Origin of the sequence: Paenibacillus sp. FSL H8-0548 (assembly GCF_038630985.1) — a bacterium.
In the GTDB taxonomy this organism is placed as follows: Bacteria; Bacillota; Bacilli; order Paenibacillales; family Paenibacillaceae; genus Pristimantibacillus.
This window is the reverse complement of the sequence record NZ_CP152049.1, coordinates 7,101,443-7,116,542: the sequence shown is the minus strand read 5'-3', so window position 1 is coordinate 7,116,542 and position 15,100 is coordinate 7,101,443. Positions and strand designations below refer to the sequence as shown.

The 15,100-nt window shown below is 46.6% G+C and carries 10 protein-coding genes; 6 read left to right on the top strand and 4 right to left on the bottom strand.

Annotated features, from left to right (window positions below; translation table 11 throughout):
* Positions 1-101: 101 nt before the first annotated feature.
* Positions 102-1,031 carry a phosphate/phosphite/phosphonate ABC transporter substrate-binding protein gene (locus MHI37_RS30040; RefSeq protein ID WP_076335644.1) on the bottom strand — a complete coding sequence of 310 codons (930 nt, stop codon included), beginning with the start codon at positions 1,029-1,031 and terminating at the stop codon, positions 102-104.
* Positions 1,032-1,216: 185 nt separating this feature from the next.
* On the opposite strand from MHI37_RS30040, the gene MHI37_RS30035 reads away from it, so the two are divergent.
* On the top strand, positions 1,217-2,806 hold the full coding sequence (locus MHI37_RS30035) for a bifunctional UDP-sugar hydrolase/5'-nucleotidase (RefSeq protein WP_076335643.1): 1,590 nt from the start codon (positions 1,217-1,219) through the stop codon (positions 2,804-2,806).
* Positions 2,807-2,900: 94 nt separating this feature from the next.
* Complete coding sequence (locus tag MHI37_RS30030) at positions 2,901-4,958, top strand: methyl-accepting chemotaxis protein (RefSeq protein WP_076335642.1); 2,058 nt, start codon at positions 2,901-2,903, stop codon at positions 4,956-4,958.
* Here the strand turns inward: MHI37_RS30030 and MHI37_RS30025 are convergent.
* The 3 genes from MHI37_RS30025 to MHI37_RS30015 form a co-directional block, all read right to left on the bottom strand.
* Entirely contained in the window at positions 4,945-5,127 is a 183-nt protein-coding gene (locus MHI37_RS30025) for a hypothetical protein (protein ID WP_144023619.1), read from the bottom strand. The two genes, MHI37_RS30030 and MHI37_RS30025, sit on opposite strands and share 14 nt — an antisense overlap.
* Before the next feature lie 401 nt (positions 5,128-5,528).
* The gene (locus MHI37_RS30020; RefSeq protein WP_076335641.1) at positions 5,529-6,368 is read right to left on the bottom strand and encodes a carbohydrate ABC transporter permease; all 840 of its coding nucleotides are present in this window, start codon (positions 6,366-6,368) and stop codon (positions 5,529-5,531) included.
* On the bottom strand, positions 6,368-7,258 hold the full coding sequence (locus MHI37_RS30015) for a sugar ABC transporter permease (protein WP_076335640.1): 891 nt from the start codon (positions 7,256-7,258) through the stop codon (positions 6,368-6,370). The genes MHI37_RS30020 and MHI37_RS30015 overlap by 1 nt, the downstream gene beginning before the upstream one ends.
* A 279-nt stretch (positions 7,259-7,537) precedes the next feature.
* Here MHI37_RS30015 and MHI37_RS30010 point away from each other — a divergent pair, with 279 nt between their 5' ends.
* The 4 genes from MHI37_RS30010 (at position 7,538) to MHI37_RS29995 (ending at position 14,605) form a co-directional block, all read left to right on the top strand.
* On the top strand, positions 7,538-9,322 hold the full coding sequence (locus MHI37_RS30010) for a histidine kinase (RefSeq protein WP_083676117.1): 1,785 nt from the start codon (positions 7,538-7,540) through the stop codon (positions 9,320-9,322).
* Positions 9,315-10,964 (top strand): response regulator, encoded by a 1,650-nt coding sequence (locus MHI37_RS30005; RefSeq protein ID WP_076335638.1) that lies wholly within the window; start codon positions 9,315-9,317, stop codon positions 10,962-10,964. The genes MHI37_RS30010 and MHI37_RS30005 overlap by 8 nt, the downstream gene beginning before the upstream one ends.
* A gap of 130 nt (positions 10,965-11,094) precedes the next feature.
* Entirely contained in the window at positions 11,095-12,408 is a 1,314-nt protein-coding gene (locus MHI37_RS30000) for an extracellular solute-binding protein (protein ID WP_076335637.1), read from the top strand.
* 97 nt (positions 12,409-12,505) lie between these two features.
* Entirely contained in the window at positions 12,506-14,605 is a 2,100-nt protein-coding gene (locus tag MHI37_RS29995) for a glycoside hydrolase family 36 protein (protein ID WP_076335636.1), read from the top strand.
* The last annotated feature ends 495 nt before the right edge of the window (positions 14,606-15,100 follow it).

Sequence of the window (15,100 nt, the reverse complement as noted above, 5' to 3'; positions counted from 1 at the left end):
TTCCTTTGCTGAATATCATCGTAATAAAGGATAGCCAGTCCGGTGCACATGCACCGAACTGGCTTAACGTACGTATGGGTCCATTTTCAAGAAATCGATAACTACTCCGTTTTGACCTTCTCGCCGTACTCACGCACGATGTTGAAGATGCTGTCCTCGGATTTCACATAACCCTGATGAGAGTAGATGTCAAAAATAATTTGGCGGCTAGCCTCATCGTTGCCTAGTGCAATAAAGGCGTCTTGAATTTTAGTTATCCATTCTGCACTCATATCGGATCGAACGGAAATCGTGTCATTCGGGATGTTTTCGGTATAAGTAAGTACGCGAGTATCATCAAAAACGGTTGGGAAATCCTTCGCTACAGTCGTACGGGCATCCTGGAAAATAGCTGCGGCATCCACATCGCCGTTCAGAACGGCGATAACGCCTTGGTCATGGCCCTTGACGGTCACGGCAGATACATCCTTCAGTGGATCAATGCTAGCTTCAAGCAGCTTGCCTGCCGGCCATACGAAGCCTGCGGAGGAGGTTGCGTTTTGATACGCGATTTTTTTGCCTTTTAGATCCTCGATCGTCTTGATGTCGGAGTCCTTCTTTACAATAAACATCGATTTATAGAAATCAACGAGCTGATCCGTCGGAGCTCCTGTATCGTCCTGTACGCCAAAGCGCTGTGCTTGAAGAATAACCTCAGCCGCGCCTTTATCTTTCGCTAATACATAAGCTGTTGGAGGCAAGAAGCCCACGTCAACCTTTTTGGAAGCCATTGCTTCAATAATTGTGTTGTAATCGGTGGAGATACTTACTTCTACAGGAATGCCAAGCTTGTCTGTAAGCAGCTGCTCCAGCGGCTTCGCCTTTGCCTCGAGTGTATCTGCATTCTGGGAAGGAACGAATTGTACGGTCAGCTTCTCAGGCACATAACCAGCAGCCTGCCCGGCTTCGTTGTTCGTTTTGTTTGCTCCGCAGCCACTGAGCAGAGAAACGGATAATAATAACGGTAGAACAAACTTAGTCACATTTTTCAAAAGATAACCCTCCAGAAATTCTAATTTAAGTTACTTGGCTAACTATAAGGAGAGTTTATTATCTGTTCGTAAAGCGGGGGATAAGCTTTTGTAAAGGAGAGGGATGGCTGTCTATTACTGCTGCTATTCCTGCTAAAATAGAAGGGTGAAAGTCGAATAACGCTAGTGGAAGGGAAGTTTATCGTATGGAGAATAGTGATCGGTTTACTTGCGAGATCATGGTAACAAGCGATATACACGGACATATTTTGCCTACGGATTATCGTACGCGCGAGGAGCAGCAGCTAGGTCTTGCCAAAATAGCGTCACTTGTAAAAGCGGAAAGAAAGCGAGCACCGGAGCTGCTATTGGTGGACAATGGGGATCTGCTGCAAGGGACACCGTTCGCATATTTTGCAGCCACATTAGGGGGAAATAGGACGAATCCTGCGATTGCAGTATTAAATGAGCTGCAATATGATGCAGCGGTGCTCGGCAATCATGAATTTAACTATGGCTTGGAATTGCTGGGCAAAGCGGTGGAGGATTCTAATTTTCCGTGGCTATCTGCGGGTATCGTGGATGAAGCGACACATCAGCCTGCATTTGGAAAACCTTATATTGTGAAGGTTTTGAATGATAGTATTAAAACGGTAATACTAGGTGTTACTACGCATTACATTCCACATTGGGAGAACCCCGTGCATATTGGCGGATTATCGTTCCACGATGCACTTGGGACGGTTAAAGCATGGACCGCCGATATTCGCGAGCAGGAGCAGCCGGATCTGCTGATTGTTTCTTATCATGGTGGATTCGAATGTGATCTATTAAGCGGTGAGCCCGCGGAGAGGCTGACGGGTGAAAATCAGGCTTATGCGATGTGCATGGAGGTTGAAGGAATCGATGTGCTGATCACCGGTCATCAGCATCGTCAACTAACAGGTGAGGTGAACGGGGTTGCTGTTATTCAGCCTGGCTGCAACGGACATGCTTTAGGTAAAATTAGCGTTGCCTTTCATAGAGAGGAGAGCGGCTGGAGCATCGTTTCCAAAACAGCGGAGCTGCTGCAGTTAGACGATAAGGTGGCTGCCGATCCCGTTATCATGGCATTAACGCAGGAAGCGGAGGCAGAGACGCAAGTCTGGCTTGATCAGCCAATGGGCAAAATCATAGGCGACATGACGATCACTGATCCGCTTCTGTGCCGCAGCGCCGATCATCCCTTCATTGCGTTTATGAATAAGGTGCAGATGGATGCGGCTGGTGTTGATATTTCAGTGGCCTCGCTGCTGAATAACGATTCGGAGGGCTTTCGCGATGAGGTGACTATGCGTGATATATTGACCAACTTTATGTATCCGAACACGTTGACTGTGCTAAGGCTCAGCGGCAAGGACATTAAAGCTGCGCTGGAGCAAACGGCGGCCTATTTTCAGATCAATGAGGACGGTACATTAGGGGTTAACCCTGCTTATATAGAGCCGAAGCTCCAGCATTATAACTATGATATGTGGGGCGGCATTGCATACGAGCTGAATGTGGCGAAGCCGATAGGCCAGAGAGTTACGAGGCTGCTGAGGAACGGAGAGCCTTTGCTTGCTGATGAGCTGTTTGATGTGGTCATGAACAATTACCGAGCAGCTGGCGGAGGCGATTACGAAATGTATCAAGGCAAGCAAGTGGTGAGAGAGGTTCAGATGGATATGGCGGAGCTGGTTGCGAGCTACCTCCAGAAGCATGCCGAGGTGGAGGCAGTCTGTCATCATAGTTGGCGAGTGGTTACTCAGCACTAACAATTATCTAATGCAATTCTCCCATTAATCTAATACTCCTTTGTTACGATAGAGCTAGATTGCCATCATAGACTTTTATAAGGGAGATTATTAAATGTTTGCAGTTCTGAAATTAGATTACTGGTCGAAAATATCATTCCGTACTAAATTGCCAGTCATGATTTGTATACTCGTAGGTGTTGTTTTGCTAACAACGAGTTACATATCCTATCAGATTGCCTCCGACATTACGCTGGATAAAAGCAAGGATGAGATTAAAGCAACGTCAGACCGCATTGGTGAGGGATTATTTTCATCTGTACAGCTCGAGCAGCAATCGGTATACCTCTTATCGATTAATTCGGAGTTTACTGAGCTGCTGGAGCTGAGAAACAGAGGTACAATGACAGACGAGGTGTTCTTCTCCGCATCAAACCAGCTTTATGTGAAAGCCAATCAAACCTTGGTAAACAGCATTAATGGCATGCCGGGAAATGAATCGCTCATGCTCATAGACAGAAATGGTATCATAGTCGCATCGAACAATCCGGAGATTGTGGCGAAGAGCAGAGCAGATCGCCAATACTTCCAAGACAGTTTGCTAGGAAAGTCGGTAGTAAGTGAATCACTCGTCTCCAAAACAAGCGGCAATCAAGTGAATGTATTTTCGCTGCCCGTTCTTGATTCGAATGGCAAGGTACAGGGCGTATTTATATCGACGGTCGTTACGTCTTTTTTTGTTGATAAATTAGAGAACGTTAAAATAAACGAAGAAGGCATTTTGCTTATTTTGGATCGGGTGGGGACACTGGTCTACCATTCCGGCGACGAGACGCTCATCGGCAAGCCTCTTGAAGGCGGAGAGTATAATGAAATCACAAAGGCTGCCGGTGAGGGGAAGCTTTCTCAGGGAGAGGTAGAGCTGAAAGAAAAGGTGGCCTATTATTCCAAAATACCGGTGTCGGACTGGACGGTTATTGTAGAGGATAACTACAAGGATGTAAATAAGCCGCTGAAAGCGATGATGCAAAAGATGGGTTCGGTGATGCTTATTGCACTGCTATTGTCTATCTTGGTCGGAGTGCTTATCTCAAGGCTGGTAACGAGGCCAATCGGACAATTGACAGCATTGTTCAAAAAGCTGTCTTCAGGTGATTTAACGACGTCGGCGACAGGAAAATACAATGGGGAATTTAAGGAGCTGGCGGATAGCTTCAATATGATGGCTGAGCGCAATAAGGACTTGATTTCAAGTATGAACCATACGATAGCGGTGCTTCACAGCAGTACAACAGAGCTGGATCAAACCTCCTCCCGGACGTCTGTCTCCATTATGGAGACGTCTACGACAACATTAGAAATAGCGAAGGCTATGGAATCGCAGGCCAATGATACCGAAGCGATCGTCAATAAATTTATGGACGTGGGCGACAAAATCGCCAGTGCTACGGAGAAATCACATACGATTAAAGCGAAGGCCGATGCTATCACTGAGATATTTACGGCCAACCATGAGGTTATTGAATCCCTAGTTGCAATCAATATAAAGAATGAAGAAGAGGTCCACAAAATATCTGAAATTACGACGCAGCTTGCGGAAAGCTCTTCGGGCATTGGGCGCATGACTGACGCGATCGCAGAGATTGCGAATCAGACAAAGCTGCTCGCATTGAATGCTTCCATTGAGGCGGCAAGAGCTGGGGAGCACGGCAGAGGCTTCGCCGTTGTAGCCAGTGAAATTCGGAAGCTTGCAGAGCAAACCTCTATACAGTCGCATGACATCAATGCAATTGTAGGACAGACAATTAATCATGTGGAGCTAAATAATCGCAGCGTTCACGCTATTGAAGCCATTACAGTACAGCATAATGACAGTGTAGGTAAGACAAAACAATCGTTCGAGCTCGTCTCGGAGCATGTAAAGGATATTATCGAGCAAGTACGGGCGATGGCGGAGGAGCTGTACGAGGTGGAGAATGATAAGAACGAGGTGCTTGATGCCGCTGAAAACTTATCTGCCTCCGGCGAGGAGGTTTCCGCCTCTGTTGAAGAGGTAACTGCTACTGTGCAGGAGCAAGCGGCAATGGTTCAGCAGCTCGCGGCTATGGTCACGACGATTGATAAGCTGACTCAGGATTTGGCTTCTGCTTCCGCTCAATTTAAAACGGAATAAACCATAAAGCACAGGCACCGTCAGTAATGGACGGTGCCTGTGCTTTCAACGTTTGCGCTGTTATCGAGGCGAAAGACTGCCTTATCTCATTATTTCGGTGAGATCGCTTGATGATCGCTTGATCCCAAGTACCGCCAATTTGCTTGCTAACCCAACGCCCACTCGCCATTCGTCCGAACAGTCCGAATAATGCTGCTGCATATCACCACGCTGAGTATCAACAAGCCTACGCTGCACTTACTGCAATAGAAACCTTACATGAGTGCCGTTTCGAGCGGCTACAGTGTATTTATGCAACAGAATCGGCGAGAAACAGCCGGTTTTCCTCTCAAAGCACTCAATCTACTGTAAAAAGTGCAGCGTACGCTGGGAGCCCAGCGAATAACGCCGATTCTACTGCAGCTGGAGCCTGCGGGATATCCCGCTAGATTAAGGGAGTAGGTGTTACTGCGGATGCTCAGTGTTGGCCGTCCATGCTTGAGTATGTGCGTCACGTTAGCAGGGTACTTAATACAATAAAAAAAGCCTGATCCCCATTATAAACAAGGGGTCAGGCTTTTTCCAAAAGGATTAACCTTTCACCGCGCCGGCGACAACGCCTTTAACGATGTATTTTTGCAGGAAGATGAAGGCGATGATGGATGGCAGCACAGCCATCACCATGGCGGTCATTGCATATTGCCAATCGGAGGTGTATTGACCCACGAAGGTATATGCGGCTAGCGTCAACGTTTTCGTATCTGGTGAGCCGTTTACCATAAGCAGTGGAAGCAGGAAGTCATTCCAGATCCACATCACATCAATAATAATGATTGTGGTTGTTACTGATTTTAGTAGCGGGAAAATGACAAGAAAGAACAGCTTAAAGCCGGAAGCGCCGTCAATCGTTGCGCTCTCGTCAATTTCCTTCGGAATACCCTTCACGAAGCCATGATAGATGAAGACAGCAAGCGGTGCGCCAAAGCCCCAGTACAGAATGCCGAGTCCCCATGTGCTTTCGGATAAATGCAGTGTTTTGGCTAATTGCATAACGGTAAGCATAATCGATTGAAAAGGGATGAGCATTGGCATGATGCAGAGCAGATAAAGCAGTCCGCTCCAGCGCGTCTTCGTTCTTGCCAGCTTGTAAGCGGCAATGGAGGAGACGAGAATAATGCCGACAATACCCACAGTCGTAATAATCATGTTATTGAGAAATAGCCTCGGATAGTTAATGAATGACCATACATAGGAATAATTCTCGAACATCAGCTGCTTCGGAAGCGCGACGACGTCAGTCATGACCTCGCCAAAGCTCTTCAACGAGTTGTTAATAGCCAAGAACAACGGGTAGAGAAACACGAGCGAGACGAGCACCAGTACAACTTCAAGAATAATGCGTCCCGCTTTGGCTTTAGTGTGCGTATTCATTAGGCTTCAACCTCCCTGCGTTTAAAGAGCGTCAACTGAATGATCGTCACGAACAATACAGCAACGAACAAAATGAGCGCCTTCGCCGTTCCATAGCCATAAAGATTGTTTTGGAACGTATCTCTGTAAATGTCATAAGCGATACTGTAGGTTGTGCCGCCAGGCCCGCCGCCTGTAAGCGAGAGAATAACGTCAAACACTTTAATGGAGTTCGTCAGAGCCATAAATACGGAAATTGTAATAGATGGCGCAAGCAGCGGCAGCGTAATGCTGAAGAAGCGTCGAACCGGACCTGCTCCGTCAACCGTCGCGGCTTCCTTCAAGTCCTCTGGTACCGATTGCAAGCCAGCAATGTAAATGACTAAGTAGAAGCCAATCGACTGCCAGATGGAAACAAGCAAGATAGAGACGAAGGCGAGTCCGGGTTCGCCAAGCCAGCTAAGGTCGAATATGCCCCAGCCCGTGCTCTCTCCAAGTGATTCGAACCCTTGCATAAAAATGAATTTCCAGATAAAGCCGACAATGACTAAGCTCAAAATATAAGGGACAAAGAAGGCTGCGCGCAGCCATGAGGTTGTTCTAAGCTTCATGTCGAGCAAGACAGCCAGCAAGATGGCAAACACGTTAACGAGTACGATGTATAGAACGGCATATTTAATCGTAAACCATGCGGAGCTTGCGAAATTGGCGTCACCCGTAAAAATTTGCTTGAAGTTATCCAGCCCGACAAATGTCGGATTTTTGGAAATGCCGTTCCATTTCGTCAAGGAATATCGAATCGTCATGGCAAATGGAAAGTAAAACGCAACAGCGATACAAATTAATACGGGCAAGGTGAAGATGCCGAATTCGAGCTTTTCGCCCCATTTTCTACCTAATGCTTTAAACATCGCTGCACCCCTTTTCTTAAGATTTGGTTTAATGGCAGAATGACAGTACAATTATTGTGGAAAAGCGAAAGCATGATTTGCCTGTAAGGCTTATCTGTCGTTTCTTCTTAACTAATCGGTATCGTCTATAATGTGTATTATAAAACAGCAGCCCGCCTGCAAAAATGGATTTAACAAATCATTTAGGGGTAAAAAGGTGAACGGAATACTGGGCAGAAGGGATGAGGGGAAATCTATATTAATCATGTATATAAGGCTGCAAAAACCGCTGTTGAACGGATGTCGAGAAGACTAGTGAACAAGCTTATTTTGCTGTTTACGTTCATAATTATACTCGTTGTAGGATCACTGACTTATATTTCATATCAAATGCTGCAGAAGGAATCGATCACAAACAGTATTTCGAGCACATCGAATAATTTGCTGCTGGTCAATCAGAATTTGGAGGACTACTTAATGGGGATGGAGCAGCTGTCCCTGCCGCAAATTAGATATGAAGAAATTACGTACGCTATTACTCACGAATCGCAAGAGTATGCATCGAAAATGTATTTGGAGGATTATTTACGTGGGCTGTATTATTCACGGAATGATCTGAAAGCCATTTATTTGTACGTCGTGAAAGAAAATAAGTATTACGCCATATCGAAGGTAAATAATGATGTGAAAATTGAGACGGGGAATAACTCTGCGATAAAAGAGCTTCCTTGGTATGAGAAAACGATGTCGAGTGCGCAAAACCGCTCCTTTCAATCGTTCGTAACGCCGAACTCCGATCCGGGCTATTCGGTCAATTCTGAAGAGAGCTTTATGGCTTACCATAGGGTGCTGCGCTCTATTGTGTCCCGGCAGCCGCAAGCGGTGCTGTCATTTTATTATGATTCATCGGTTAGAGATGAAATTCTAAGTGATATTCCTGTGGACGCGGGACAGCACTTACTGTATTTAAGCCCTGATAATGAACCATTTTATACGGATGATCCAGAATTTTATTCTCGTGTGAAGGAAGCAAGCTTGCTGGATAAGCTTGCAGAGCAGTCAAATGGTGAGTTCACATGGTCAGAGGAGCAGCAGAAGTATCTTGTCGTGTATGATGTCGGAGAGCAGGAGGGCTGGAAGCTTGTAAAGCCGATTCCGTATACGCAAATCTATGAGGCGGCTAGGACGACGCGGAACATTAGCTTCTCCATCGGGTTTCTCTTCCTAGTGCTTTCGATTATTGTTGTTATCTATTTCTCCAATGCAATTACAAAGCCGCTGCAGCGGCTATCTTATCAGATGAATCGATTCAGTACGGGAGACTTTGATGCTGAGGCAGAGGTGAAGGGCAGAGATGAAATTGCCTATTTATCCCGTCATTTCAATCAGATGGTTAAACGGACGAACGATCTCATTAATGAGCGCTATAAGATGAAGCTAGTAGAGAAAAATGCGATTTTAAAGGCGCTGGAGGCGGAAATCAATCCGCATTTTTTGTATAATGCGCTGCAAGCCATATCAACGAAGGCGCTTAAGAATGAGCGATATGACATCGCCGATATGGTTGATGCGCTGGCGCTAACGCTGCGTTATTGCATCAGCGGCAAGGATATCGTGCAGGCGCGCGAGGAGCTGAAGCATATTGAAAATTATTTGTCGCTGCAGAAGGCACGCTTCGGCAGCAGGCTTCAGGTAACCTATGCTTGGGATGAATCGTTAAGGGAACTGGAGATTCCGAAGCTATCGCTTCAGACGCTTGTAGAAAATTCAATTAAGCATGCGCTGGAGAAAGTGTCGAGTACGATTACCATCGATATTAGCGCAAGCCTGACAGAGACACATGCTGTTATTTCGGTGTGGGATAATGGGCCAGGATTTACGCCTGAGCGGTTGGCGCAGGTGAGGAGCTCATTTGAAAGCGAATGGGAGGACCGAGAGGGCGATAATGAGAGCATCGGGCTTGTTAACCTGAATACGCGGTTGAAGCTGCTTTACGGAGGTAAGGCTGAGCTTCAAATCGAGACAGACAAGGGCGGCACGAGAATGCTGATGCTGTTATCAAGAGGAGGGGTCAGTCATGTATAGAGTATTAATTATTGATGATGAGGAGCCGCTTCGCGAAGCGATTCGTATATTGGGCGATTGGAAGGGACTGGACGTCGTTGAGGTGCTGGAGGCAACCGATGGGAAGGTCGGGCTTGCGATGCTGGCAGAGCACAAAATCGATTTGGCGATGGTGGATATGAAGATGCCGGAGCTTAATGGCATAGAGCTGCTGCAGATTATTGAGCGTGACTACCCCAATCTGCTGACGATTGTCATAAGCGGCTATAATGATTTTGAATATACGCGTCAAGCGATTCACTCCAAGGTGGTCGATTATTTGCTGAAGCCCGTTAATCGGCATGAACTGAATCAATCTCTCCGCAAGGCCATTGATGTGCTGGAGGCTAAGCGGAAGAAGGACAGTGAATTTATTAATCGCAACATTACGCTGAATATGTCACTTCCGCGCTTGAAGGAGAAGGTGTATTTATCGATTATTGAGCGCAGCTTCAAGAGCAAAAATAACGAAGCTTTCCTGCCGCTGATCGGTGCCGATGACTCTGGAAATCGTTTTACAGCCGTTGTGCTTCGGGTACTGAATTTAGAGCAGATCAGGAAGAGCCGCTTCCATGAGGATACTGATCTTTTGCAATTTGCTGTTGCGAATGTAATGGATGAAATAACGGGTGACCATTTTACAGCGTTCAGCTTTGCCAGCCCGAAGCAGGAGCGTGAGCTCATTGCGATTCTTACGATGAAGGGCGGTTATGCTGACGATATCGCTTATCGGTCGATGCATCAAATGAACAAAGTAACGACAACCTTAAAGGAGCTGTTTGGCATCGTCGTTGCGGTAGGCATAGGCCACTCCAGTCCAGATGCGCTGGAAATCGCCTCTTCCTATGAAGCAGCCAAAGCAGCAATTAGCGGAATAGATCTTCTTAAGCTGAAAGGCGCAGCGGTCACGAGCATCACAGAAACGACTGCTGCTGCCGCGCCAAAGGATAATAATCAATCGCTCACCAGCCGTATCCTTATTATTCGAAACGCGTTGGAGCTGGGCAATGTACATAACGCAAAAGCGATTTTGAGTGAATATGTGAAAAAGTGGAAGTCATCGGATCATTTTAGCATCGGAGATGCGGATCGAGCGCTGCATGAGTTTGTTATTTTGCTAAATGATATGGCTTTGGAGCTTGGCGTTTCACCTGAGGAGCTTCCGCTTACCGGTGATCATGCGCTCAGAGCAATTGGCATATCGACTGACTTTGCGAGTATAGAGCAATATGAACAGCTGCTCAACCATATTTTAGACTACTACAGTGGTCAAATTAGGAATGCTCTGACGACGAATCAGCCGTTCGAAGTTGGGGATATTAAGTCCTATATCGACAATCACTATTTTGAAGAAATTAAAATTTCAATGTTTTCGGACAAGTATTTTTTGAGTAGAGAATATCTAATGAAGCTGTTTAAGCAGCAATTTGGCTTCGGCATTCATGAATATGTGCAGAAGGTCAGAATGGAGAAGGCAAAGGAGCTGCTAGCCGATTCAAATTTGAAAATACAGGACATTTCGGAGATGCTAGGATATAAGGATAAAAACTATTTCAGCAAAGCGTTTCGTAATTATTATGCCGTTTCTCCTTCGGAGTATAGATCCGCGAATGCAGATAGCTAAAAAGTGAACAGAAAGCAGTAGGACACTTTTTTACCCTTAACTATTCACTTATGTGCATTCTTATCTCATTCCTTTTTCTTTAGAATAGGCATCGTAGACAACAATTAATGAAGGAAATGGGGGCATTACAATGGTCAAAAGATTTCTTGCACTCTCTGTCAGCTTAGTGCTGATTATCGGAATACTGGCTGCTTGCGGCAGCAACAACAAGGCAGGCAACAACGAGGGTACGAATACTGGTGGAAATACAGAAACCTCTGATAAGCCAGTCACAATTAATATGTTTACCGCTTCTCCAGAATACACAGAAGCTTTCAACGCATACATCGCAGAATACAAAAAGGTTAAACCAAATGTAACGATCAATCTTGAAATTATGCAAGCTGACTACAACACGGTTCTTAAATCAAAGATTGCTGCCGGCAGCACGCCTGACGTGTTCCAAACGACAGCAGGCGGAGATATCGACACTTTCGCTGAATACAGCGCTGATCTGACAAATGAGCCGTTAGCGGATGCAATGACGGATTCCGTTAAAATCAATATGAGCTCCAAAGACGGCAAGGTTCTTGGATTCCCAGTTAAAGGAAATCTAATGAATATGGTTTATAACAAAAAATTGCTTGCTGATGCTGGTATTACTGAAGTGCCGAAAACGACTTCTGAGATGGCAGACGCCATTACGAAGCTTGAAGCAAAAGGAATTACACCATTCGCCAACGCTTATAAAGAGTGGTGGGTATGGAAGCATATCTTCCAAAACTTTGTAAACGCAGCTGCTGAGGATGCAGGCATTACACCTAAAGAATTGGTAGCGAACTTCATTGCAGGTGAAACAACGTTTAAGGAATATCCTGTACTGAACGACAACTTCTTCAGCTTTATCGATACGACTGTGAAGCATGGCACGAACAAGCCGCTTGAGCGTGACAGCAACGCTGGAGTAAGTGATTTCGCTTCGGGCAAAGCAGCGTTCATGACAGGTAAAGGCGCTTGGGACGAAGAAGCCATCAAAAAAATTACGCCAGACTTTGAGCTTGGCATCGTAGGTTACCCTGTTAGTGAAAAAGCAGACCAAACCTTGCTCGTTACAGGTGCCGATCAAGCGCTTCGTATCAACAAGGATTCTAAAGTAGTGAATGAAACGATTGAATTCTTTAACTGGCTCTACACATCGGATTACGGCAAAAGCTGGTTCTCCGACGTAGCGAAGGTTATTCCTCCGATCAAGGATGCTCCGCTTCCTGACCTGGATATGCCTAAGCAAATGGAAGAAATTTTGAAAACAGAAAAATCCGGTGACTTGTCGGTTAACTACTCGCTTGACACGTTCCACCAAAAATTTGGTGAGTTGATGCAGGCTTATATTGGCGGCAGCAAAACGAAGGATCAAGCGATCGATGAAATTCAAAAAGCTTGGATACAATTCGGATCTGCAGAATAAGCCTAACCATAGGCAAACTCTTAACTCAGCGCTGCTACAGTGCTGAGTTAAGCTGTTTTATAGACCATAAAAAAAGCTTTAAGGATGTGGGAACGAAATGAGCAAGCATATAGAAATTGTGGAAAATGGACTGTATTTTAACTTTGAGATTACCGATAGCGGAGACGTGTTGTTTCTTCATTTTGGACCGCAGCCTCTGAATGCGACTGCGATTCAAGAAGAGCAGAAGCCAGGATTTCGGCTTATGGAGCTGCAGCTGACAGGCGAAGACCGCGCGGAGTATCACGGACGGACGCACCGTGCAACATATCCGGGCCTCCGGATGGTTTATGCTGCACATGAAGATACACGCAATACACTTGGACGGAAACTTGAGCTGTGCTTGCTAGATGAGGCAACAGGACTCAAGGCGATTCAGCATTTTCAGTTTTATGATGGGCTGCAGACGGTTCGCAGCTGGACCGTGCTGAAGAATGAAGGTCAGGCATCTGTCGAGGTGGAATACGTTTCATCCTTTGCCTTAACGGGACTAGATAAAGAAGGCTTGCAGGATCGCGATGACAAAATGCGGCTGCATCTCGCCCATAATGGCTGGCAAAGCGAGCTGCAGTGGCGCTCCTACAAGCTGCCGGAGCTTGGCATGTCGCATTTGAAGGACCGCGGCTCGAAGCGGGTATCCTGCAGCAATACAGGCTCATGGTCGGCAGCGGAGCATATTCCAATGGCTGTGCTGCAAAACGAGGAGGCAGGAACGAGCTTATTCTGGCAAATCGAGCATAATGGCTCTTGGCACTGGGAGATTATCGAGCAATCTGACTTGCTCACCGTTCTCATAAGCGGGCCAACAGAGCATGACAATCACTGGTGGCTGAGCCTTGCGCCAGGAGCAGAATTTGTATCAGTACCGCTTGCCATCGGGACGGTTATTGGCGGCTTTGAAGAATCGGTTGCGCAGCTGACGGCCTATCGCCGCCTTATTCGGAGACCGAATGAGGATAACGAGCTGCTCCGTGTTATTTTTAACGATTACATGAACTGCCTGTGGGGAGCTCCTACGACAGAGAAGCTGCTTCCGCTAATTGATGCGGCAGCCGAGGTCGGATGTGAATATTTCTGTATTGATGCTGGCTGGTATGCACCAGGAGAATGGTGGGACGGCGTGGGCGAGTGGCTGCCCTCAGAGGAGAGATTCCCCGAAGGAATCAAGTATGTGCTGGATTATATCCGCAGCAAAGGGCTAATTCCAGGTCTGTGGCTCGAGCTTGAGGTCATGGGCATTAATAGTCCAAAGCTGGCGGAAACCGATGACAGCTGGTTCTTCATGCGCCATGGCAAGCGGGTTAAGGACCGCAGCCGTTATCAGCTCGACTATCGCAGCCCCAAGGTTATCGCTCATGCGGATGAGGTCATTCGTCGTTTAGTTGAGGATTATGGCGTAGGCTATATTAAGATGGATTATAATATCAACGCGGGCATTGGAACGGAAACGGCTTCCGACAGCTTCGGAGACGGTCTTCTTCAGCATAATCGTGCTTATCTAAGCTGGCTGGATCGCATATTCGCAAAATATCCAGAGCTTGTCATCGAAAACTGCTCCAGCGGCGGCATGCGAATGGATTATGCGATGCTTAGCCGCCACAGCATTCAATCGACTAGCGATCAAGAGGATTACGTGAAATACGCAGCTATTGCAGCCAGCTCGCCAGCAGTATTAACGCCAGAGCAATCTGCTATTTGGTCTTATCCCCTTCGTGAAGGTGACGATGAAGAAGTTATTTACAACATGGTGAATGCGTTATTACTGCGTGTGCATCAGAGTGGTCATTTGGCTGAGCTCAGCCCGCGCCGCAGGTCGCTCGTTAAGGAGGCGCTAGATTACTACAAAAAGATTCGCGGGGACATTCCTGCGGCACTGCCATTCTGGCCGCTCGGTCTGCCAACGCAGCAGGACGATTGGGTTAGCTATGGTCTGTATCATGGCGACCGAATCTATTTGGCCGTCTGGCGGATTGCTGGAGCTACGGCCGACATAAAGCTTCCCCTTGCACGCTGGCAGGGACAGCAGCTGGAGGCAGTGTGCGCCTACCCAGCAGATGCTTTAGGTACGAGGTGCGAATGGCATGCAGCAGATGGTATGCTCGAAGTCACTTTGCCTACGGTTAAGACGGCGCGTCTGTTCGAGCTTCGGAGAGTCTAGTTATCTATATAAGTTGAACTAAACATTTACGTTTTTTTGCGCTGCGCCAGAAGATCACTCTTACGATCGCGGTTGCAGCCAGATTCTTTGATTCCCTAAGACATTTAAAGGTGAGAATAAGGCTGCAAAGGCGAACACTTCGTTTCTCCAGAACGATCTTCTCGCTTCGCTTACACTTCATTTTTCAAGTCCAACTTATATAGTAAACTATGGACTCTCCGAACCTGTTGATAACGATGCTGCGCCAGCAGCCGGAGGGCGGATAACAAAAGCTAACGGAAACCAGAGACTCTAAAGTACCATTTTTGGCTAGTGTCACATTTTAACGGAAATGGGAGACGCTATTCCGCAGAAATGAAGCCAGATCCAGCATGTAGGTACAAATAGAGGCCCGTGTTTCCGTTACAATCTTGAAACGAACAATAAAGGCGATTTAGCGTCTCTGGTTTCCGTTAGAAGTATGAGCTGACGGGTATGCGATTTCTAATCACCTGT

What these genes read in the sequence shown, in the direction of transcription:
- MHI37_RS30035 (WP_076335643.1), top strand. Translation starts at nt 1,217, where the DNA reads ATGGAGAATAGTGATCGGTTTACTTGCGAGATCATGGTAACAAGCGAT.
- MHI37_RS30030 (WP_076335642.1), top strand. Translation starts at nt 2,901, where the DNA reads ATGTTTGCAGTTCTGAAATTAGATTACTGGTCGAAAATATCATTCCGT.
- MHI37_RS30025 (WP_144023619.1), bottom strand. Translation starts at nt 5,127, where the DNA reads ATGGCGAGTGGGCGTTGGGTTAGCAAGCAAATTGGCGGTACTTGGGAT.
- MHI37_RS30020 (WP_076335641.1), bottom strand. Translation starts at nt 6,368, where the DNA reads ATGAATACGCACACTAAAGCCAAAGCGGGACGCATTATTCTTGAAGTT.
- MHI37_RS30015 (WP_076335640.1), bottom strand. Translation starts at nt 7,258, where the DNA reads ATGTTTAAAGCATTAGGTAGAAAATGGGGCGAAAAGCTCGAATTCGGC.
- MHI37_RS30010 (WP_083676117.1), top strand. Translation starts at nt 7,538, where the DNA reads ATGTCGAGAAGACTAGTGAACAAGCTTATTTTGCTGTTTACGTTCATA.
- MHI37_RS30005 (WP_076335638.1), top strand. Translation starts at nt 9,315, where the DNA reads ATGTATAGAGTATTAATTATTGATGATGAGGAGCCGCTTCGCGAAGCG.
- MHI37_RS30000 (WP_076335637.1), top strand. Translation starts at nt 11,095, where the DNA reads ATGGTCAAAAGATTTCTTGCACTCTCTGTCAGCTTAGTGCTGATTATC.
- MHI37_RS29995 (WP_076335636.1), top strand. Translation starts at nt 12,506, where the DNA reads ATGAGCAAGCATATAGAAATTGTGGAAAATGGACTGTATTTTAACTTT.